17 protein-coding genes are annotated in these 21,087 nt (G+C 63.7%); 12 read left to right on the forward strand and 5 right to left on the reverse strand.

Going from position 1 to position 21,087, the window contains the following annotated elements; all coding sequences use genetic code 11:
- Window positions 1-23: 23 nt before the first annotated feature.
- From WIR04_RS08495 to WIR04_RS08505, 3 genes are all read left to right on the forward strand, one after another.
- Entirely contained in the window at window positions 24-1,385 is a 1,362-nt protein-coding gene (locus WIR04_RS08495; RefSeq protein WP_338891893.1) for a DUF1329 domain-containing protein, read from the forward strand.
- A gap of 150 nt (window positions 1,386-1,535) precedes the next feature.
- Entirely contained in the window at window positions 1,536-2,651 is a 1,116-nt protein-coding gene (locus WIR04_RS08500; protein WP_338891895.1) for a WD40/YVTN/BNR-like repeat-containing protein, read from the forward strand.
- A 60-nt stretch (window positions 2,652-2,711) separates the two neighbouring features.
- On the forward strand, window positions 2,712-5,222 hold the full coding sequence (locus WIR04_RS08505) for an efflux RND transporter permease subunit (protein WP_338891897.1): 2,511 nt from the start codon (window positions 2,712-2,714) through the stop codon (window positions 5,220-5,222).
- A gap of 82 nt (window positions 5,223-5,304) precedes the next feature.
- Here WIR04_RS08505 and WIR04_RS08510 read toward each other — a convergent pair whose 3' ends face one another.
- Window positions 5,305-6,357, reverse strand: a complete 1,053-nt coding sequence (locus tag WIR04_RS08510) for an AraC family transcriptional regulator (RefSeq protein WP_338891899.1) — start codon at window positions 6,355-6,357, stop codon at window positions 5,305-5,307.
- A 298-nt stretch (window positions 6,358-6,655) separates the two neighbouring features.
- Between WIR04_RS08510 and WIR04_RS08515 the strand changes: the two genes are divergently transcribed.
- From WIR04_RS08515 to WIR04_RS08525, 3 genes are all read left to right on the forward strand, one after another.
- A complete protein-coding gene (locus WIR04_RS08515; RefSeq protein ID WP_338891901.1) occupies window positions 6,656-7,240 on the forward strand; it encodes an RBBP9/YdeN family alpha/beta hydrolase in 585 nt (194 codons plus the stop codon).
- 58 nt (window positions 7,241-7,298) lie between these two features.
- On the forward strand, window positions 7,299-8,957 hold the full coding sequence (locus WIR04_RS08520; RefSeq protein WP_338891903.1) for a fatty acid--CoA ligase: 1,659 nt from the start codon (window positions 7,299-7,301) through the stop codon (window positions 8,955-8,957).
- A gap of 121 nt (window positions 8,958-9,078) precedes the next feature.
- Window positions 9,079-10,632 (forward strand): PAS domain-containing methyl-accepting chemotaxis protein, encoded by a 1,554-nt coding sequence (locus WIR04_RS08525; RefSeq protein ID WP_338891904.1) that lies wholly within the window; start codon window positions 9,079-9,081, stop codon window positions 10,630-10,632.
- Between the two features lie 96 nt (window positions 10,633-10,728).
- Here WIR04_RS08525 and WIR04_RS08530 read toward each other — a convergent pair whose 3' ends face one another.
- Window positions 10,729-12,321: an ABC transporter substrate-binding protein gene (locus WIR04_RS08530; protein WP_338891906.1), complete on the reverse strand. Its 1,593-nt coding sequence runs from the start codon at window positions 12,319-12,321 to the stop codon at window positions 10,729-10,731.
- A gap of 87 nt (window positions 12,322-12,408) precedes the next feature.
- Between WIR04_RS08530 and WIR04_RS08535 the strand changes: the two genes are divergently transcribed.
- The 6 genes from WIR04_RS08535 (at window position 12,409) to maiA (ending at window position 17,992) form a co-directional block, all read left to right on the forward strand.
- A complete protein-coding gene (locus WIR04_RS08535; protein ID WP_338891908.1) occupies window positions 12,409-13,053 on the forward strand; it encodes a TIGR01621 family pseudouridine synthase in 645 nt (214 codons plus the stop codon).
- Window positions 13,050-13,700, forward strand: coding sequence for an HAD family hydrolase (locus WIR04_RS08540; protein WP_338891911.1), 651 nt, complete (start codon window positions 13,050-13,052; stop codon window positions 13,698-13,700). Before WIR04_RS08535 ends, WIR04_RS08540 begins: the two co-directional genes overlap by 4 nt.
- A 236-nt stretch (window positions 13,701-13,936) precedes the next feature.
- Window positions 13,937-15,070: a 4-hydroxyphenylpyruvate dioxygenase gene (gene hppD, locus WIR04_RS08545; protein ID WP_420883460.1), complete on the forward strand. Its 1,134-nt coding sequence runs from the start codon at window positions 13,937-13,939 to the stop codon at window positions 15,068-15,070.
- Between the two features lie 50 nt (window positions 15,071-15,120).
- A complete protein-coding gene (locus WIR04_RS08550; protein WP_025327308.1) occupies window positions 15,121-16,272 on the forward strand; it encodes a homogentisate 1,2-dioxygenase in 1,152 nt (383 codons plus the stop codon).
- Window positions 16,273-16,282: 10 nt separating this feature from the next.
- A complete protein-coding gene (locus tag WIR04_RS08555) occupies window positions 16,283-17,281 on the forward strand; it encodes a fumarylacetoacetate hydrolase family protein (protein ID WP_025327307.1) in 999 nt (332 codons plus the stop codon).
- Between the two features lie 72 nt (window positions 17,282-17,353).
- Window positions 17,354-17,992, forward strand: coding sequence for a maleylacetoacetate isomerase (gene maiA, locus WIR04_RS08560; protein WP_338891917.1), 639 nt, complete (start codon window positions 17,354-17,356; stop codon window positions 17,990-17,992).
- A 78-nt stretch (window positions 17,993-18,070) separates the two neighbouring features.
- On the opposite strand, the gene WIR04_RS08565 is transcribed toward maiA, so the two are convergent.
- The 3 genes from WIR04_RS08565 to WIR04_RS08575 form a co-directional block, all read right to left on the reverse strand.
- Window positions 18,071-18,571 (reverse strand): thioredoxin family protein, encoded by a 501-nt coding sequence (locus WIR04_RS08565; protein WP_338891919.1) that lies wholly within the window; start codon window positions 18,569-18,571, stop codon window positions 18,071-18,073.
- A gap of 178 nt (window positions 18,572-18,749) precedes the next feature.
- The gene (gene asnB, locus WIR04_RS08570; protein WP_338891921.1) at window positions 18,750-20,414 is read right to left on the reverse strand and encodes an asparagine synthase B; all 1,665 of its coding nucleotides are present in this window, start codon (window positions 20,412-20,414) and stop codon (window positions 18,750-18,752) included.
- 192 nt (window positions 20,415-20,606) lie between these two features.
- On the reverse strand, window positions 20,607-20,975 hold the full coding sequence (locus tag WIR04_RS08575) for a cupin domain-containing protein (RefSeq protein WP_111911474.1): 369 nt from the start codon (window positions 20,973-20,975) through the stop codon (window positions 20,607-20,609).
- Window positions 20,976-21,087: the final 112 nt, after the last annotated feature.

Raw genomic sequence — 21,087 nt, forward strand, 5'->3', positions numbered from 1 at the left:
AAGCGACCGAGTCGGAGAACAAGATGATGAAACATAAACAGACCCTGCTGGCCCTGTCCCTCGCCCTGGCCTTCACCAGCCAAGCCCAGGCGGCCGTCTCCAGCAGCGAAGCACAACAGCTTGGCACCAGCCTGACCCAGGTCGGCGCCGATGCCGCGGCCAACGCCGACGGCTCCATTCCTGCCTATGCCGGCGGCCTGACCACGCCACCGGCCGGCTTCAAGGCAGGGGACAGCATGCGCCCGGATCCCTATGCGGGGGACAAGCCGCTGCTGGTGATCGACGGCAAGAACGCATCGCAGTACAAGGGCGAACTGACCGCCACCACCGCCGAGTTGCTGAGCCGTTTCCCGGAGTTCAGAGTCGATGTCTATCCGACTCACCGCAGCGTGGCCTTGCCCAAGGCGGTGCTGGACAACACCAAACAGAACGCCCTGAACGCCAAGACCCTGGCGGGGGGCATGGCGGTGGATCAGGTGCTGCCGGGCATTCCTTTCCCGATCCCCAAGACAGGGGCCGAGGCGATGTGGAACTTCCTGCTGCGCTACCAGGGGGTGAACATCGCCACCAAATATGACTCCTGGAACGTGGACGCCGCCGGCACGGCGGCGCTCTCCACCACGGGGCAGGCGTTCATCAACTACGCCATCTACGAGGACATGGCCAAGCCCATCTCGGCCAAGGACACCTACTACCAGATGAAGCTGTACTACACCGGGCCCGCCCGTCGTGCCGGTGAAGCCATCATGCTGCGCGATGCCGCCAACCCCCTTGAGCAACCGCGCAAGGCCTGGCAGTACCTGCCGGGGCAGCGCCGGGTCAAGCTGGCACCGAACCTGGCCTATGACACCCCGAACCCGGGTACCTCGGGCGCCGGCACCTATGACGACGTCTTCGTCTTCAACGGTGCGCTGGACCGCTTCGATTGGAAGCTGGTGGGCAAGCAGGAGATGATAGTTCCCTACAACACCTACAAGCTGACCTATGAGCCGGATGCCAAGGCGCTGACCACCCCGAACTTCCTGTCGCCGGATCACGTGCGCTGGGAGAAACACCGGGTCTGGGTGGTGGAGGGCAACCTCAAGGCCGGCGAGCGCCACATCTATGCCAAGCGTCGCTTCTACCTGGACGAAGACAGCTGGGTGGCCCTGGCCTCCGATCAGTACGACGCCCGTGGTCAGCTCTATCGCGGCTCCTTCGCCTTCCTGAGCCAGAGCTACGACAAGCAGACCCCGGATGCCACCCCCTTCATGATCTATGACCTGGTGGCGGGGACCTACAACATCAACGGTGTGGTGGGCCCCTACGGCGGCATCAAGTACGGCGCCTCCCTGTCCAAGGCGAAGTGGTCGCCGGAGTCCCTGGCTGGCGCCGGGATCCGCTAAGCGGTAACAAGCCGTGCTGATCCCCACTGACCCCCTCCCGGCCTCCCCCTTCAAAAGGGAGTAGGTGAATCGCACCCTCCCCTTGCCAAGGGGAGGGCTGGGGTGGGGTGATTGTGGCCATCCGATGGGTTTCGAAGACAAGGACGTGGTATGGGTTCATTCAACAAGTTGGCGCCCTGGCTGTGCTGCGCCCTGCTGCTGCCGGGTCTCGCGCAAGGGGCAGAGGCGATGGCAGGGCAGAGCGGGGAGACGCTGGCCACGCAAGGGGCCGAATACAGAGACGTGCTGGACTTGCCGGCCAAACCGAGCGCGCTGGCCCAGCGCAGCCCCCTGCTGGATCTGGCCCGTGCCGGCAGCCGGCTGGTGGCGGTAGGGCAGCGGGGTCACATCCTCTACTCGGACGACGAGGGAAGGCGCTGGCAGCAGGCCAGGGTGCCGGTGAGCTCGGATCTCACTGCCGTCACCTTCCCCACTTCCGAGCAGGGCTGGGCCGTGGGGGGGGATGGGGTGGTGCTGCACAGCCAGGACGGTGGCGCCAGCTGGCAAAAACAGCTGGATGGCAGCCAGATAGGGGATCTGGTCCTGCGCCATTACTCGGCCTTGGCCAAGGCCGAGCCGGACAACGAACAGTGGGCCGCCCTGGTGGAAGAGGGCCAGCGCCTGGTGGAGGAGGGGGCCGACAAACCCCTGCTCGACGTCTGGTTTGAGGACGACAAAGTCGGCTACGTGGTCGGGGTCTTCAACCTGATACTGCGCACCCAGGATGGCGGCCTGCACTGGACGCCCATGCAGGATCGCACCGACAACCCGGATGGGCTCCATCTCAATGCCATCGCCCGGGCCGGTGACGCCCTCTATCTGGTGGGCGAGCAGGGCCTGCTGCGCAAATGGGAGCCGCAGACGCAGCGCTTCGTCTCACTGCCCAGCCCCTATGACGGCAGCTTTTTCGGCCTTATCGGCCGCCCGGATGAGGTGATCGTCTATGGCCTGCGGGGCCATGTCTATCGCAGCACGGATGGAGGCGAAAACTGGACCCGGCTCGTGAGCCCGCTGCCCATCAGCATCAGCGCCGCTATGCAGGGGGCCGATGGCCAGTTCCGCCTGTTTACCCAGGCCGGCCATATGCTGCTGCAACGGGGCAACGAGCCGCTGACCCTGGCACCCCTGGCCGAGCCATCGCCGGTGGCGGGCGCCGCCCTGACCGCCGATGGCACCCTGGCGCTGGTGGGCAGCCGCGGGGTGCGCACCCTGACGGTGGTCAAATAAGGTTTGTCAAAGCAGGCCGTCACCGGATGACGGCCCAATAACGATAACGAGGATCCAGACATGGGCCATGTGAAGCAAGATTCGATGCCGGTGATCCGCGAGCTGAGCGCGTTCGACAGGCACTCCGGCAACCTGCTGGAGCGGCTGGTGTTCAACCACAGGGCGCTCTTCATGCTGGCGATGACGCTGGCGACCCTGGTGCTTGGCTACATGGGCGCGACTCGCCTGGCGCTGGCACCCAGCTTCGAGAAGATGATCCCCCAGAGCCAGCCCTACATCAAAAACTTCCTGGAGAACCGGGACTCTCTGCGTGGCCTCGGCAACTCGGTGCGGGTGGTGGTGGAGAATACCCGGGGGGACATCTTCGACCCCGACTATTTAAGCGTTCTCAAGCGGGTCAATGACGAGCTGTTCCTGACCGAAGGGGTCGACAGGGCCTGGATGAAGTCCCTCTGGAGCCCGGCAGTGCGCTGGACCGAGGTGACCGAGGAGGGCTTCCAGGGCGGGCCCGTGATGCCGGATGCCTATCAGGGATCGGCCTCTGACATCGAGCAGCTGCGCCAGAACATCAACAGAGCCGGCATCGTCGGCAGTCTGGTGGCGAGCGATTTCAAGTCCAGCATGCTGATAGTGCCCCTGCTGGACAAGGCCTCTGTAACCGGCAAGCCCCTCAATTACCATGACTTCTCCCAGCGCATCGAGGCGCTGCGCAGCCAGATAGAGTTCGCAGGCGCCCCCCATCAGGCGGGGGAGGAGGGGACGGGCCAGTACAAGATCCGGGTGATCGGCTTTGCCAAGCTGGTGGGCGATCTCATCGACGGCCTCATCCAGGTGATCCTCTTCTTCGCCCTGGCGGTGGCGACCTCGCTCGCCATCATCTTCCTCTACACCCGCTGCGTGCGCAGCACCCTGCTGGTGGTGGGCTGCTCTCTGGTCGCCGTGATCTGGCAGCTCGGCATCATCGCCTGGCTCGGCTACGCCATCGACCCTTACTCTGTGCTGGTGCCTTTCCTCATCTTCGCCATCGGGGTCTCCCACGCAGCCCAGAAGATGAACGGCATCATGCAGGACATCGCCCGCGGCACCCACCGCCAGATAGCGGCGCGCTACACCTTCCGCCGCCTCTTCCTCGCCGGGGTCACGGCGCTGCTGGCCGATGCGGTGGGGTTCGCCGTGCTGATGCTGATCGACATCCCCGTCATCCAGGATCTCGCCATCACCGCCAGCATCGGCGTGGCGGTGCTCATCTTCACCTCGCTGCTGCTGATGCCGGTGGCCCTCTCCTATGTGGGGGTGGGCCGCAAGGCGGCCGAGAGAGCGCTCAAAATAGACACCCACGCCGCCGCCAATCAGGGCTTCGGCCGACTCTGGGCACTGCTGGATCGCTGCACCGAGCGCAAGTGGGCCACAGTGGTGGTGATCCTCGGCCTGGCGATGGGCATCGGCGGTTACCTGGTGAGCCTGCAGCTCAAGATTGGCGATCTGGACAGCGGCGCCCCCGAGCTGCGCGCTGATTCCCGCTACAACAGAGACAACGGCTACATCACCAGCCACTACGCGCTCTCGAGCGACCTCTTTGCGGTGATGATCAAGACGGCGCCCGAGGGGTGCCTCGACTACCAGACCCTGATCCTGGCCGATCGCCTGGGGTGGGAGTTGCAGCAGCATCCCGGGGTGCAGGCCACGACCTCGCTGGTCAATGCGGTGCGCCAGATCACCGCAGGCACCTATGAGGGCAACCCCAAGCTCGCCAGCATCCAGCGCAACCAGAACGTGCTGAACTACGCCGCCCAGCAGGCCTCGGTCAACAGCCCGGAGCTGTTCAACACCGACTGCTCCCTGATGCCGGTGATCGCCTACTTGAAAGATCACAAGGCCGAGACCCTGAGCGGCGTGGTGGCCATCGCCGAGCGGTTTGCCCGGGAGAACGGCACGGCGGATCGCCAGTTCCTGCTGGCCGCAGGCAGTGCCGGCATAGAGGCGGCCACCAACATGGTGGTGCACGAGGCCAACCGCACCATGCTGCTCTACGTCTATCTGGCGGTGACCCTGTTCTGCCTCATCACCTTCCGTAGCTGGCGGGCGACCCTGGTGGCGCTGGTGCCCCTGATGCTCACCTCTGTGCTGTGCGAGGCGCTGATGGTATTCATGGGCATAGGCGTCAAGGTGGCGACCCTGCCGGTGATTGCGCTGGGGGTCGGCATAGGGGTGGACTACGCCCTCTACCTGCTGAGCGTGCAGCTGCACCATCAGCGCCAGGGCATGTCACTGGTGGACGCCTATCGTCATGCCGTGGCCTTCACGGGTCGGGTGGTGGGGCTGGTGGGCATCACCCTGGCCGCCGGTGTGGTGGCCTGGGTCTGGTCCCCCATCAAGTTCCAGGCCGACATGGGCATACTGCTCACCTTCATGTTCCTGTGGAACATGCTGGGGGCCCTGATAGGGGTGCCGGCGCTCTCATACTTCTTGCTCTCCGGGACTGGAGCCGTGCCAGCCCCGGTGCGGGAGGAGGGGGATGCCAAAGAGGGGGTCAAGCCCTGCCGGACCCCGGTGGGGGCCGACGTCAGCTAGCCAGCGCCGTGACACAGGGAAAGGAAAAAGAGAAGGGAGGCGCCATGCCTCCCTTCTCTCGTCTGGCGAATGGTGCCTGTGCTCAGCCGTAGGCGAGGCCAGCGGGTGCGGGCTGGGACACCTTGGGCAGGCTCTTGTGGCGGGAGCGCCAGGTGGCCGGCGGCATGCCGAACTGGGCGCTGAACCAGCGGGTGAAGGAGCTCGGCATGGAGTAACCCAGCATGTCGGCGATGTGGCCCAGCGAATAGCCGGAGTTTTGCAGGTAGCGCATCACCAGATCCCGGCGAACGTCGTTGACCAGCTCGCTGAAGGTGACGCCGCTCTCCTCCAGATGGCGCTGCAGGGTGCGCACGTTCATCCCCAGGGTGCGGGCTATCTGCTCTATGGTGGCGCGCCCCATGGGCAGCAGCAGGTAGATGGCCTTGCGCACGTCCGTCATCAGGGATTGCTGGGTCTCCACCAGCAGGGTGTCGAGGTACTGGCGGGCATGACGGGCCATGGCCTGGTTGGCCAGAGGGTTCGGAATGTCCAGATCGGCGGCCTGGCAGACGATGCCGTTGAACTCGCTGCCAAACTCCAGCTTGCAGCCGAACAGTCGCTTGTGGATGGAGAGATCCGCCGGCGCATCATGGGTGAAGTTGACGCTGATGGGATGCCAGTTGGCGCCAACCCCGACCTGGGCCGCACAGAAGCGATACATGACGCCGACCGCGAGCTCGGTGGCCTGGCGCGACGGCATGGGGGCGTCCGTGATGATCTCCTCGCGAATGATCACCGCCTTGCCCGCCTCCTCGATGAAGATGGCCAGGGCATTATTGAACAGGTGAATGTACTGCACTATGACCTGCAAGGCCTCGCGCAGGTTGGGCTGATAGCTCAGCAGCAGGCTGACCTCGCCAAAGTCCGACAGCTGGCGATGCTCCGCCATGCGCAGACCCAGGCTCTGGCAGTTCCCGGTACGGGCGGACAGCTCGAGCAGGTTGACGATGGTGGAGACGGGAATGCGCTGATTGGGCACATCCAGAATGGAGGCGCTGAGGCCGGCTTGCGACAACAGGCTGGGGGTATTGAGGCCCAGTTGGCGGGCGACATCGAGATAGTTGGTGAGGGTGGCGGCTCTGGCAAGGAGGGTCATGATGCAGTTCCCATGGCGACAGCTCATCTGCTGGTTGTTAACCATTTATTATCATTTCGGCTACATCATGGGAAGGCTTATTAACTTATCTGTTAGTCGCAGATCCCAGGGGGTGAGCTCGCTCACAGTCCGCTTCCGATGGCGTCCCGACCCCGTGATCGCCGCCTTGTCCGGCCGAGTCTCTGTCGCAAAAAGACAACTCCATGGCATCCAAGGTAAAGCAGTAGGGAGCCTGGCACCTTACTGTGGTCTTGATGTCATCCGGCCGTCGCCGGAGCGCCTGAACAGGGGGAGAGAGATGAAGGCATTTCAGCCCGAGGCTACAGTACTGATAGTGCCTGGCCTGCGTGACCATGTGGCGGATCACTGGCAGACCCTGCTCGCCGAGGGGCTTGAGAAGGTGGTGACAGTGCCGCCTTTGACCTCGGACAAGTTGAGCTGCCAGGCCAGGGTCGAGGCCATAACGCAGGCGCTGGCGCGCATCCAGGGCCCGGTGATCCTGGTGGCTCACAGCGCCGGGGTGTTGATGCTGGCTCACTGGGTGGCGCAGCAGGGCGCTGCCTGGCATCGCCACCCCATCCGGGGCGCCCTGCTGGTGACGCCGCCGGATCTGGACGCCAGCTGGCCATCCCATTACCCGAGCCCGGAGGCCATGCAGGCCGGAGGCTGGCATCCGCTGCCCCGCATGAAGATGCCGTTCCCGAGCCTGGTGGTGATGAGCCACAACGATCCCCTGGCGAGCCCGGCGGCCGTGCGTGCCCTGGCCCTGGACTGGGGGAGCGAGCTGGTGGACGCCGGGGCCGTGGGACACCTCAACCCGGCGAGCGGATTTGGCCCCTGGCCCCAGGCCGAGGCCTTGCTCGGGCGTCTCGACGCCCGCTAACCCCATTGCGAGGGAGGGATGCCTCCCTGCGCCCAGACACGAATCGGAAGGAGTCCGTATGGTGAAGACAAGGATCATACCGCCAGCCCAGGGAGCCCATGCCTATCCCTTGCTGATCAAGAGCCTGCTGCTATCCGGGGTGCGCCAGTACCCGGGCAGGGAGATCGTCTACGCAGATCGGCTGCGCTATGACTATCGTACCCTCAACCAGCGCATCCACCGCCTCGCCAACCTGCTGACGGCCTCGGGCATAGGGCCGGGGGACACGGTCGCCCTGCTGGACTGGGACAGCCACCGCTCCCTCGAATGCTTCTTCGCCGTGCCCATGATAGGTGCCGTGCTGCACACGGTGAACGTGCGCCTCTCGCCGGAGCAGATCGCCTTCACCATGCACCACGCCGAGGATCATCTGGTGCTGGTCCATGACGACTTCCTGCCCATGATGGCGAGCATCCAGGAGAAGCTGCCCACGGTGCGCGGCTATATCCGCCTGACCGATGGGGAGCAGCCCTCCACCACACTGCCCCTGCTCGGGGAGTACGAGACGCTCTTGGCCGGGGCGGACGACCACTTCGACTTCCCCGATTTTGACGAGAATTCGGTGGCGACCCTGTTCTACACCACGGGCACCACCGGGGATCCCAAGGGTGTCTACTTCAGCCACCGCCAGCTGGTGCTGCATACCCTCAACGAACTGGGCACCCTGGCGGCCCATGCGGGCCAGTCCCTGCTCTGCTCGGACGATGTCTACATGCCCATCACCCCCATGTTCCACGTCCATGCCTGGGGCGTCCCCTATGTGGCGACCATGCTGGGGGTGAAGCAGGTCTATCCGGGGCGTTACGAGCCGGACAAGCTGGTACGGCTCTATCGCGACGAGGGGGTTAGCTTCTCCCACTGCGTGCCGACCATATTGCAGATGATCCTCGACTGCGAGGAGGCAGCAAAAACTTCCCTTGCGGGCTGGAAGATGCTGCTGGGGGGCAGTGCGCTGCCGCTCGGGCTGGCGACCCAGGCCCACCGACAGGGGATACTGGTGCACGCCGGTTACGGCATGTCGGAGACCTGCCCGCTGCTGTGCGTGGTGCACCTCGCTCCCGAGGAGCTGGCGCTGCCCATGGCCCAGCAACTGCCGCTGCGGATCCGCACCGGCAAGCCCATCGGGCTGGTGGACTTGCGCATCATCGATGAGCAGGACCGGGCGCTGGCTCACGATGGCCAGACCATGGGGGAGATAGTGGTGCGTGCTCCCTGGCTGGCCCAGGGCTACCTGAAAGAGCCGGACAAGGGGGCCGAGCTCTGGGAAGGGGGCTGGCTGCACACGGGGGACATGGCCTCCATCACCCCGGACGGCACCGTGGAGATCAAGGATCGCATCAAGGATGTGATCAAGACAGGGGGCGAGTGGATAAGCTCCCTGGCGCTGGAGAGCCTCATCAGCGCTCACGCCTGCGTCCATGCGGTGGCCGTGATCGGGGTGCCGGACCCGCAGTGGGGGGAGCGCCCTCTGGCCCTGGTGGTCGGCAAGGAGGGGGCGCATCTGGATGCGCAGGCCATCAAGGCCCACCTGCAGGGGTTCGTCGACAGCGGTCGCATCAATCGCTGGGCCATACCGCGCCAGATCCGCATAGTGCAGGAGATCCCCAAGACCAGTGTCGGCAAGGTGAACAAGAAGCTGATCCGGGAACGTGAATGCAATCCGGCGGTGGAGAAGTGAGGCCGCCGTCATAGATCCAGAGGACGGTCTCTCAGTCATCCCCACTGTCTGAGGGGCCTTGTTGGCCGGGCCGCCATGGCTTGACTACGCTAACTGAGTTATCAAACAAGAGGCGTGCGCCATGAACAGAACCCAGATTCATCTCGTTGATGAAGAGGTGGATTTTCCGTCCAATGAACAGCTGGTTTCCACCACGGATCTTCAGGGGGTCATTACTTATGCCAATGACCACTTCTGCCGGGTGGCGGGATACAGCAGGGCAGAGATGATAGGGCAGCACCACAACATGGTGCGCCACCCTGACATGCCCAAGGCGGCCTTCGCCGATCTCTGGGGCAAGCTGAAGCAGGGCAAACCTTGGCGCGGCATGGTGAAGAACCGCTGCAAGGATGGCCGCTACTACTGGGTGGATGCCTATGTCACCCCCATCTTCGAGCAGGGGCGGATAAGCGGCTATCAGTCGGTGCGCAACCGGGCCGAGCCCGGGATGAAGGCCGTCGCCGCCCGCACCTACGGGCGATTGAGGGCGGTGGAGCGGGGGGAGCGCAAGGCGGGCCTGAGCCTGCGCCCCGTGCGCCATGGGCTGGCCATCACCGGGATTCTGCTGATACTGGCGGCGGGGGCCTATCTGACGGGGCCTCTGGGGGCCCTGTTCATGCTGCTGCCCCTCTTGTGGCTCGGCCTCCTCTATCGTCACACCCTCATCACCACTCCCCGTTACCTGAGCCAGCTGGCCGAGGAGTACGACAGCCTGACCCGACTCATCTACTCGGGGGATGAACCCAGCGCCATCGCCGATTTCCACATCAAGCTGCTGCAGGCCAGGATCCGCACAGTGCTCGGGCGGGTGGACGATGCCACCCTCTCCCTGCAGGATCTGGCGGTCCATCTCAAGACCGCCTCCAGCGAGACGAGCGCCGACATCGCCGAGCAGGACATCCAGACCCAGCAGGTGGCGACCGCCATCACGGAGATGGCGGCGACGGCCCACGAGATAGCCCGCAACATCCAGGAGACCGACAACCAGATCGCCCAGGCCAAGGTACATTGCCAGCACACCAATCAGCAGCTGGAGGATACCCAGCACAAGGTCACCGAGCTGGCCACTCAGGCCGAGCACGCCTTCACGGCGGCGGTGGCGCTGGCGGAGGAGTCGGATCGCATCGGGGTCCTGATGAACGAGATCCAGGGCATAGCGGATCAGACCAATCTGCTGGCCCTCAATGCCGCCATAGAGGCAGCCCGGGCGGGGGAGCAGGGACGCGGTTTCGCCGTGGTGGCGGACGAGGTGCGCACCCTCTCAACCCGGACCCACAAGGCGACCGAGCAGATCCAGGGCAGCATAGGGCAGATCCAGCGCACCCTGAATGGCTGGAAGGGGATGATGCAGCAGAACCTGGAGCAGACCCAGTCCTGCGTGACCCTGACCCGGCAGGGCTCACAGAGCCTGCATCAGGTGCTGGCCGAGATAGAGCGGGTGGTGGATCTGTCGACCCAGATCTCGGCGGCGGCGGAGGAGCAGCAGGCGGTGGTGGAGGACATCAGCCGAAACGTCAACGCCATCTCCCAGCACTCCCACACCAACAGCAACAAGATGCACGACATGGATGCCTCGAGCGACATACTGCTCACCAAGGCGCGCCAGCTCAAGTCCCTGGGACAGACCTTCGGCTGACGCCCGCGTCGAGCAGGCACAAGATGACAACAAGGCCACCCCGGGGTGGCCTTGTTGCATGACGCGTCCTGTGGAACCGTGGCGCTTGGGCCGCCGTCAGCTCGTCTGCTCCGCCAGCGCAATGAAACCGCCGCTCTTGTCGCAATACATGGCCCTGTCAGCCTGGATGAGCCATTGCTCCGGGCTCCAGCCACTCTGGTAGTGGCTGACCCCTATGCTGATCCCGACCTGCATGGCCTGGCCATTGACCACGAAGGGGGCCTGCATGGCGTGCCGGATCACCTCGGTCACATCCTGCGCCTGGGCACAGCTGTAGCCGGGCAGCAGCAGGATGAATTCATCCCCCGCCAACCGGGCAAAATAGCACTGGTGACCGATGGCATCATGGAGCCGCCTGGCCAGCTGGCAGAGGATGGCGTCCCCCTGGCTGTGGCCGAAGTTGTCATTGATGCGCTTGAAGTCATCGAGATCGCAAAACAGCAGGCAGCCGGGATCCTCGAGCTGAACTTGCGTCTTCAGCTGCTCCATCAGGCTCAGGCGATTGGGCAGGCCGGTGAGGGGATCGAGGCGGGCCAGCTGCAGTATCTCCTGCTCGCGCAACTTGCGCAGTGTCACCTCCCGATTGAGCCGCTTGTTGCTGACAAGCAGATAGAGGGAGAGCAGCAGTATGAGGGCGCCGACTCCCAGGCTCAGCAAGAACCAGGGGCGCCAGAAGATCCACTGCGCTGAGGGGGCCTGATAGAGAAAACGGGTCAGCGGCACCGCCCTCGGGACCAGGCCTATCTCGACCAGCTGCTGCATGATGTGGGCGAAGCGATCCGGATTCATATACCCGATCTCCACATAGAGCGGCTGTATCATCTCCTTGCTCATCTGCAGCTCGTACTCCATGTGGGCCTGGCTGCGGTTGACGGCATACTCCTTGCGCAGCAGGTCGATGGCCTCGGTCGGGTGGGCGAGGGCGTAGCGCCACCCCTTGAGGCTGGCGGCCCGAAACTTTGCCACCCGCTCCGGGTTGGTGCGCTCCTCGTTCTGGGTGGTGAACAGGATGTCGCTGTAAAAATCGATGCCGTAGTTGCGGGGGTTGATGACGGAGACAGAAACGCCGTGCTCCTCCAGATAGAAGGGCTCGTTGCTGAGATAGGCGTTGAAGATGTCGATCTTGCCCGTGATCAGATCGTCTATGTTGACCGAGGTGGGCACAGGGATGAGCTGGCGTTCGTGCAGTCCCTGATAGTAGAGGGTGGCGAGCAGTTCGGCATCCTGATGGCCGGGAAACATCATGATCCGTTTGCCACGCATGTCCGCAACGGTGAGAATGCCGCTGTCGCGACGGGCCAGGAAGATGGAGGGGGAGTGCTGATAGACGCAGGCGAGCGCCAGCAGGGGTTCGCCATTGACGTAGCTGGTGAGCACCTCTGTGTTGCCGACGCCAAAGTCGGCACGGCCGCTCAGCACTTCCTGTACCGGGCTGACCCCCTTGCCGCCTGGCCTTATCTCGACATCCAATCCGGCATCGGCATAGAACCCCTTCGCCTTGGCCATGTGATAGCCCACAAACTGGGGTTGATGCAGCCAGCGCAACTGCAAGACGACCCGATCCGGAGGCTCATGGGGACGCTCACTTGCCAGGACAGGGAAAGCGTAACTGGCGCCAAGCAATAGCAGCCAAAACAAGTATCTCTTCATCCGTGCGATTCTTGTGCTGTGGATCCATGGGGTGGCCAGCAGGCCCGCATTCAACTTGTTAACAAATCACATTCTAAAGGGTTATAGATGTACCGGATACAGTTGCAGCACAAAGATTTCATGGTGATCAACAAAGGCCCAGGCCTTGGCATGCATGACGAGGGCGGTGAGCCCGGGCTCGTCAACCGGCTGCGCACCGAGACCGGGTTGACACTCTACCCCGTTCATCGCCTCGACAAGATGACCTCGGGGCTGGTGCTGCTGGCCCGCACCCCGGAGGCGAACCGCGCACTCAGCATGGCCTTTGCCGCCCGGGAGGTGAGCAAGCAGTATCTGGCCCTCTCCGATCGCAAGCCGAAGAAGAAACAGGGCTGGGTCAAGGGAGACATGGAGAAAGGGCGTGGCGGCAGCTGGATGCTGGCCCGCACCCAGGAGAACCCGGCCATCAGCTGGTTCGACTCCGTCTCGGTGCGAGAGGGGCTACGGCTCTATCGCATCAAGCCCCAGACCGGCAAGACCCACCAGATCCGGGTGGCCTTGAAAAGCATTGGTGCCCCCATCCTCGGGGACGAGCGCTACGGTGGCACGGCAGCCGATCGCGGCTATCTGCACGCCTGGCGCCTGCAGTTTACCCTGGCAGGGGAGGCCTTCGACCTCGTCTGCCCGCCGGATGATGGGGAGCTGTTCCTCCTGCCAGAACTGCACACCGCCATAGCGGGATTGGGCGAATGACGGGCTCCCGCGGGGCGCCCGGCTCGAGCTGGATCCTGGCCGACTTTGACGACACCCTGGCACCCGGCGACAGCCACGCCGGCCTGCTGCGTTTCATCCTGCGCCGGCGCCGCTGGCCGCTCCTGCTGCTGCCAGTGATCGCACTGGGTGGCCTGGTGTATCTGGTGCCCAGCCTGCGGCGTCAGGGAATTTCGCTTATCTGGTGGGCCATCACCCTAGGGCTCTCGCCGCTGGGTTGGCGCCAGCTGGTGCGGGCCTATTGCCACACCCGGCCCGGGCTGTTTCGGGAGGCCCGCGCCCTGCTGATGGCCGAAAGGGCGCGCTGCTGGGTCATCTCCGCCAGCCCCCGGGCTTTGGTCCGTGCCCAGCTCCATCGACAACTGCCACGGCTTCCCCATCGCATCACAGGCTCGCAGATGGGCTATCGCCTTGGCGGCCTGGTGCCGCGTTTTTATTGCCACGGGCGGCACAAGATCCTGCCCGAGATCCGCGCCCTCAGGGTGACGCTGGCCTTGAGTGACAGCCTGCACGACTTGCCGCTGCTGGCGCTGGGGCAGCAGGCCTGGTTCATCAACCCCAGCACCCGCCGACTGCAGCAGGCCAGGGTCCACCTGCCCCATCTCGAGGTGAAAAGCTGGCACCTGTAAGGCAAAGCTGACAGCCCGGCGGAGCGCCGTGGGGCTGTCCGCAAGGCTCAGGCCTCAATGTCACATTCTATTTACATCTTCTGACGGCGGCCCTCGCCAAACTATCTGAAACCCGCCTCTTCTCTTCTGCCCCGCTCCTGCCTCTAATGAAACAAGTTGTTAACAACGCCGTCTGGGCTGCCTGTCGAGCCTCCCCGGCGTGACCCGTTTCGTTATCAGTCCATCGCAAGGAGCGCATCATGACGACCTCTTCTTCCCCTTCCCACAGCATCAATCCCCTCGGCACCGATGGGTTCGAATTCGTCGAGTACACGGCTCCGGATCTCAAGGGTATTGCCGCCCTCAAGGCGCTGTTCGTGTCGCTCGGGTTTGCCGAGGTGGCCAGGCACAAGCACAAGCAGTGCTGGCTCTACCGCCAGGGGGACATCAATTTCGTGGTCAACGCCGAGCCCCACTCCCAGGCGGAGCAGTTCGCCAGCCTGCACGGGCCCAGCGTCTGTGGCATGGCATTTCGGGTGAGCGACGCGGGCCGTGCCCAGCAGTACGCCATCGCCAAGGGGGCCAAGCCCTTCGTCGGCAAGATAGGGCCCATGGAGCTCAACATCCCCGCCATCTACGGCATAGGCGAGAGCACCCTCTCCTTTGTGGACCGCTACGGCGAGCAGGGCTCCATCTACGACGTGGACTTCGTCTTCTATCCCGACTGGCAGACGCGCATGGCCGAAGTGGATGCGGGGCTCTATGAGATCGATCACCTGACCCACAACGTTCATCGCGGCAACATGGACCTCTGGTCCAATTTCTACGAGCGGATCGGCAACTTCCGGGAAATTCGCTACTTCGACATCGAGGGAAAGCTGACCGGGCTGCATTCCCGCGCCATGACGGCCCCCTGCGGCAAGATCCGCATCCCCATCAACGAGTCCTCCGACGACAAGTCCCAGATAGAGGAGTACCTGCGCCAGTACAAGGGGGAGGGGATACAGCACATAGCCCTGGGCTCCAGCGACATCTACCAGACCATCCGCACCCTGCGTGGTCGCGGCACCGGTTTTATGCCGACCCCGGACACCTACTACGAGCAGGTGAACAGCCGGGTGGAGGGGCATCAGGAGGATCTGGAAGCGCTCAAGTCGCTGCGCATCCTGATCGACGGCTCTCCCACCAAGGACGGCATTCTGCTGCAGATCTTCACCGACACCGTCATAGGCCCGGTGTTCTTCGAGATCATCCAGCGCAAGGGCAACGAGGGCTTCGGCGAGGGCAACTTCCAGGCACTGTTCGAATCCATTGAACTGGATCAGATCCGCCGTGGGGTGCTGAGCGGGGCCGAGCAGAGTGAAAAGAAAGGGGAGCCGAGCGATGCGTAACGGGATGCGAGCTCGCCAGCCGGTATCTATTTCATGGGAGGCACAGAGCCATGCGTAACTGGATCAGTTTTCCCCACCGGGAGGGGACCCACTCCCGCCAGGCCCACGCCGATCTGCCCGAGCAGGCCATCTACGAGCGCGAGCTGGGGCGCAGCGGCTTCTTCGGCCCCGCCACCCACATGCACCACAAGCATGCCCCCACCGACTGGAGCCACTGGGAGGGGCCGCTGCGGCCGCGGGCGTTCGACTTGAACGGGCTGCAGGAGGAGGTGAGCTCTCTCTCCCCCTGGGTGATGCCGGATCTGCTCAGCAATCCCCACTGCCGCTACCGGATCTGGCGCCTGACCGAGACAATGCCGTTTCTGGTGCGCAACGCCGACGGCGACGAGCTCTTGTTCATTCACGAGGGGAGCGGAGACTTCTTCTGCGACTACGGCCATCTCAGCCTGCGGGAGGGGGACTATGTGGTGATCCCCCGTGGCACCATGTGGCGCATCGAGCCGACGGCCCCGCTGTTCATCCTGATGATAGAGGCGACGGAGGACAGCTATCAGCTGCCGGACAAGGGGCTGGTGGGCAACCACGCCATCTTCGATCCGGCGGCGCTGGAGGTGCCCGCCATCAACGAGCGCTTCCTGGCCCAGCAGGACGAAAACCCCTGGTCGCTGCAGGTCAAGCGCCACGATCAGGTATCGGTCATCACCTGGCCCTTCAACCCCCTGGATGCCCAGGGCTGGCACGGGGATCTGTGCGTGGTGCGCCTCAACTGGCGGGACATCCGCCCGCTGATGAGCCATCGCTACCATCTGCCGCCCTCGGCCCACTCCACCTTCGTGGCGAGCCGTTTCGTCATCTGCACCTTCGTGCCGCGCCCCATAGAGAGCGATCCCGGGGCGCTGCGGGTGCCCTTCTACCACAGCAACGACGATTTTGACGAGGTGCTCTTCTACCACGCCGGGGACTTCTTCAGCCGGGACAACATAGAGCGGGGCATGGTCACCTTCCATCCCGCCGGTTTCACCCACGGCCCCCATCCCAAGGCCTTTGCGGCGGGGCAGGCCCACGCCAAGACCTTCACCGACGAGGTGGCTGTGATGCTCGACACCCGGGATGCCCTGGGGATCGGCCAGATCTGCGAGGGGATAGAGAATCCCCACTATGTTTCCAGCTGGCAGCGACCAGACGGCACCCCCGGCAAATAAGGAATTAGATATGAAATTGGCAACCTTGAACAATGGCAAGCGCGATGGCGCCCTGGTGGTGGTCAGCCGGGATCTGACCCGGGCGGTGGCCGTGGCGGACATAGCGCCCACCCTGCAAGGGGCGCTGGACGAGTGGGCCGAGCTCGCCCCCCGACTGACCGCCGTCTATCAGGCCCTCAACGACGGCGCCCGGGCCGATGCCTTCCCCTTCGATGAGACGGCTTGTCTCTCCCCGCTGCCCCGCGCCTACCAGTGGGCCGACGGCAGCGCCTACGTCAACCACGTGGAGCTGGTGCGCAAGGCGCGCGGCGCCGAGATGCCGGACAGCTTCTGGCACGATCCCCTGATGTACCAGGGGGGCTCCGACAGCTTCCTCGCCCCCCGCGGCCCCATCTGCATGGGCTCGGAGGAGTGGGGCATCGACTTTGAATCTGAAGTGGCCGTCATCACCGACGACGTGCCCATGGGCACCAGCGCGCAGGGGGCAGAGGAGCACGTCAAGCTGCTGATGCTGGTCAACGATGTGAGCCTGCGCAACCTCATTCCCGGGGAGCTCGCCAAGGGCTTTGGCTTCTTTCAGTCCAAACCCTCCAGCGCCTTCTCGCCGGTGGCCATCACCCCGGACGAGCTCGGCGGCGACTGGCAGCAGGGCAAGGTGCATCTGCCCCTGGTGACCCAGCTCAACGGCGCCCTGTTCGGAGAGCCGGATGCGGGGCTGGACATGACCTTCAACTTCTTCGAGCTGATTGCCCACGCGGCCAGGACCAGACCCCTTGGCGCTGGCTGCATCATAGGCTCGGGTACCGTCTCCAACTACGACAGAAGCCGGGGATCCTCCTGCCTCGCCGAGCGGCGGATGCTGGAAATTATCGAGTCAGGTCAAGCCACTACACCCTTTCTTCGCTTTGGTGATACAGTGTCCATCGCGATGCAGGATCGCAACGGGATGAGTCTGTTTGGCACCATTTTGCAACGGGTCACGCAAGGGGGCGCCAGCCAGACGAGCTAGGAAGGCCTGGGCCGGCCAAGGTCGGCAGGCGACACGGCAGGTGGCACACACCTGCCACCATAGGGACATAATATGCTGCAGTTGTTTGGATATTGGCGTTCATCGGCCAGCTTTCGCGTACGTCTGGTGCTGCAACTCAAGGGACTTGGTTATGAGCAGCACCCGGTCAATCTGAGACAGGGTGAGCAGAAAGAGAAGGCCTATCGCCGGGTCAATCCCCAGGGGTTGGTGCCTTTTCTCATCGACGGGGATGTGCAGCTGGGTCAGTCGGTGGCCATCATGGAGTACCTCGACGAGACCTATCCGGCCTACCCCCTGATGCCTTCCGCCCCCGAGGAGCGGGCCAGGGTGCGCCAGATAGTCAACATGATCGCCTGCGACACTCACCCCCTCAACAACCTGAGGGTGCTGAACTACCTGGAGCAGGAGCTGGGGCAGAGCAAGACGGCGCGCGATGCCTGGTATCGCCACTGGATTGACGAGACCTTCACCGCCCTGGAGCAGCTGCTGATGACCACCGCCGGCGTCTATTGCGTGGGCAACGAGGTGACTCTGGCGGACTGCATGCTGGTGCCCCAGGTCTATAACGCCCGCCGCTTCAACATGACGTTGGACGACTACCCCACCATCGCGCGCATCGTCGCCAACTGCGAGCAGTTGCAGGCCTTTATCAAGGCGGCTCCCGCCAATCAGCCGGATGCCCAGCCCTGATCCTTCCCCGTGATAAACAACAAACACCCCGCACCGTCAGGCGACAGTGCGGGGTGTTTGCATCATTGCCTGGGTTTGTCAGCTGCGGGCGGCCTGGCGCTGAAAGTAGCCGATAAACTTGCCAAACTTGGCCTCATCGTAACTTTTCCCCTTCTCCAGCAATCCGGTATTGAAGGACTCCAGCAGCTTGCCGCGGGCGTCCAGCACGTAGAAGTGGGGCACCCCCAGATACTCGGGATAGGCCTTGAGGAAGGATTCGTTCTTGTTCTGCTCGCTGACGTTCACCTTGACCACCACGAAGGTTCGGTTGAGCTGGTGTGCAAGGTCCGGCACCCGGTCCAGAAAGCGGTTCATCTCCTGGCACCAGCTGCACCACTCGCCCCCCACCAGCAGCAGGACCTGTTTGCCCTCTTGCTGCGCCTTGGTGGTGGCGGCGGCCAGATCTTTCGCCGGATCCCGCGTCTCGTCATAGTTCTGGCTGTAATCGGGCAGGCCCTTGGCCCAGAGGTGCTCGTCCGCGCGGGCGGCGCCGTTGAGCAGCAGGGTGCCCAGCACCAGGGGCAGTAGCAGGTGTTTCATGGTCTCTTCCTTGTGTCGTTGTTGCTTCCAGGCCGGAACAATGTGACACGAGCGAGCCCCTTCGCCAAGCGGCAAGCAGGGAAGGAGAGAAGCAAAAAAGCGGGAATGCAATGGCAGAAAACAACAAAGCCCCTCGAGAGGGGCTTTGTTGTTAGGTCGGGCTCTGTCCGCTTGCGGATCAGTAGCTCTGCTGGTGCACGTCCATCACGGCGCGACCGGACGGGTCGGCCATCTCCTTGAACTTGGCATCCCATTCCAGCGCTGTGGGCGTGGAGCAGGCGACCGACTTGCCGTAGGGCACTGTGCGGGCGGCGGACTCCAGCGGGAAGTGCTCGTCGAAGATGGCGCGGTAGAAATAGGCCTCCTTGGTGAGCGGGGTGTTGATGGGGAAGCGGAATGCGGCCGCCTCGAACATCTGATCCGTCACCTCGGTCTCGACCATGGCTTTGAGGCTGTCAATCCAGGAGTAGCCCACGCCGTCGGAGAACTGCTCCTTCTGACGCCAGGCCACCTCGTGGGGCAGCAGCTCCTCGAAGGCTTCCCGCAGGATGTGCTTCTCGATCTTGCCGTTGCCGCACATCTTGTCGGCAGGCTGCAGGCGCATCGCCACGTCCATGAACTCCTTGTCGAGGAAGGGCACGCGGCCTTCCACGCCCCAGGCGGCCATGGACTTGTTGGCCCGCAGGCAGTCATACAGATGCAGGGAGGCGAGCTTGCGCACATTCTCCTCGTGGAACTCCCGGGCGTTGGGGGCCTTGTGGAAGTAGAGGTAGCCGCCGAACAGCTCGTCCGAGCCTTCTCCCGAGAGCACCATCTTGATGCCCATCGCCTTGATGTAGCGGGCCATCAGGTACATCGGCGTGGAGGCACGGATGGTGGTGACGTCATAGGTCTCGAGGTGATAGATGACGTCCCGCAGGGCATCTAAGCCTTCCTGCACGGTGAAGTGGATCTGGTGGTGGATGGTGCCCAGATGGTCGGCCACCTTGCGGGCGGCGGCGAGATCCGGCGACCCTTCCAGGCCGACGGCGAAGGAGTGCAGCTGGGGCCACCAGGCCTCGCTCTTGCCATCGTCCTCTACCCGGCGGGCGGCGTAGAGCTTGGTGATGGCGGAGATCACCGACGAGTCCAGACCGCCGGAGAGCAGCACGCCATAGGGCACGTCGCACATTAGCTGGCGTTTGACCGCCGCTTCCAGCGCGGCTTTGAGCTCGGCCTTGTCGCTGGCGTTGTGCTCGACCGCGCCGTATTCCATCCAGTCGCGCTTGTACCACTGTTTGAGTTCGCCATCCTTGCTCCAGAGGTAATGTCCGGGCGGGAAGGTCTCGACGCTCTTGCACACCGGCACCAGGGCCTTCATCTCGGAGGCCACATAGAAATTGCCGTGCTCGTCGCGGCCGGTATAGAGGGGGATGATCCCCATGTGGTCGCGGCCAATCAGATAGGCATCCTGCTCGGCGTCATAGAGGATGAAGGCGAAGATGCCGTTGAGATCGTCCAGGAAGGCAGGGCCCTTCTCCTTGTAAAGGGCCAGCAGCACCTCGCAGTCGGAGTGGGTCTGGAACTTGAAGTCGACCTTGAGGTTCTTCTCGAGTTCCTTGTGGTTGTAGATCTCGCCGTTGACGGCCAATACGTGAGTGCGCTCGGGGTTGTAGAGCGGCTGGGCGCCATTGCCCGGATCGACGATGGCCAGGCGCTCGTGCACCAGGATGGCCTTGTCGGAGCTGTAGACGCCGGACCAGTCAGGCCCGCGGTGACGCAGTCGCTTGGACATCTCCAGGGCCGATTTGCGCAAGGCGGCGGAGTCGGTCTTGATGTCCAGAATGCCGAAAATAGAACACATTGGCGGTAATCCTCTTGATTTTTATATGAGCCCCCCACGTTTGGGCTCGAAATTCCATTTACATTCCTCGCCAATCACAATGCCTAGCGGAAAACCCTTTTGCAAGCGGGAAAACCGCAGAAAATCATGCCGCCAACGTCAAGTCGGCGGGTGAGAATGGTGTCAATAAAGGGCGGGTGCTTGACGTGCGCGTCAGGTCGCGGCGGGTTCGAAGATCACATAGAGCTTGCGGCAGGCCACCAGGGTTTCCCACTCACCGACGAAGCCCGCTGGTATGACGAACTGATCCCCTGGCTTGAGGTGCAACTGGCCCCCCTGGCCGTCGTGGATCCGCGCCTCGCCCTCCAGCAACTGGCAGTATTCGTGCTCTGTGTAGTGGACGGCCCAGCGCCCCGGCTCGCAGGCCCAGAAGCCCACGTGAAACTGCTGGCTCGGGTCCGAGTAGTGGTTCCAGAGGGTCTGGCTCGGGTTGCCGGCCCGGATCCGCTCGGGGGCGGGCATCAGCGGGGTGGGGGAGACGGGGTGCTGGTCCAGCAGGATCCAGTCGTTCAGGCTCTTCATGGTGCGTCCTTGGGGTGGTGAGGGGAGCGTCCTGCTCCCGTTTAGTTTGTTTAACGATGTTGCGCTTACGTTAAACGATGTGTGCCACCTTGCCAAGGGGGGAGCCGATGAG

Source organism: Aeromonas rivipollensis (genome assembly GCF_037811135.1).
Taxonomy (GTDB): Bacteria; Pseudomonadota; Gammaproteobacteria; order Enterobacterales; family Aeromonadaceae; genus Aeromonas; species Aeromonas rivipollensis.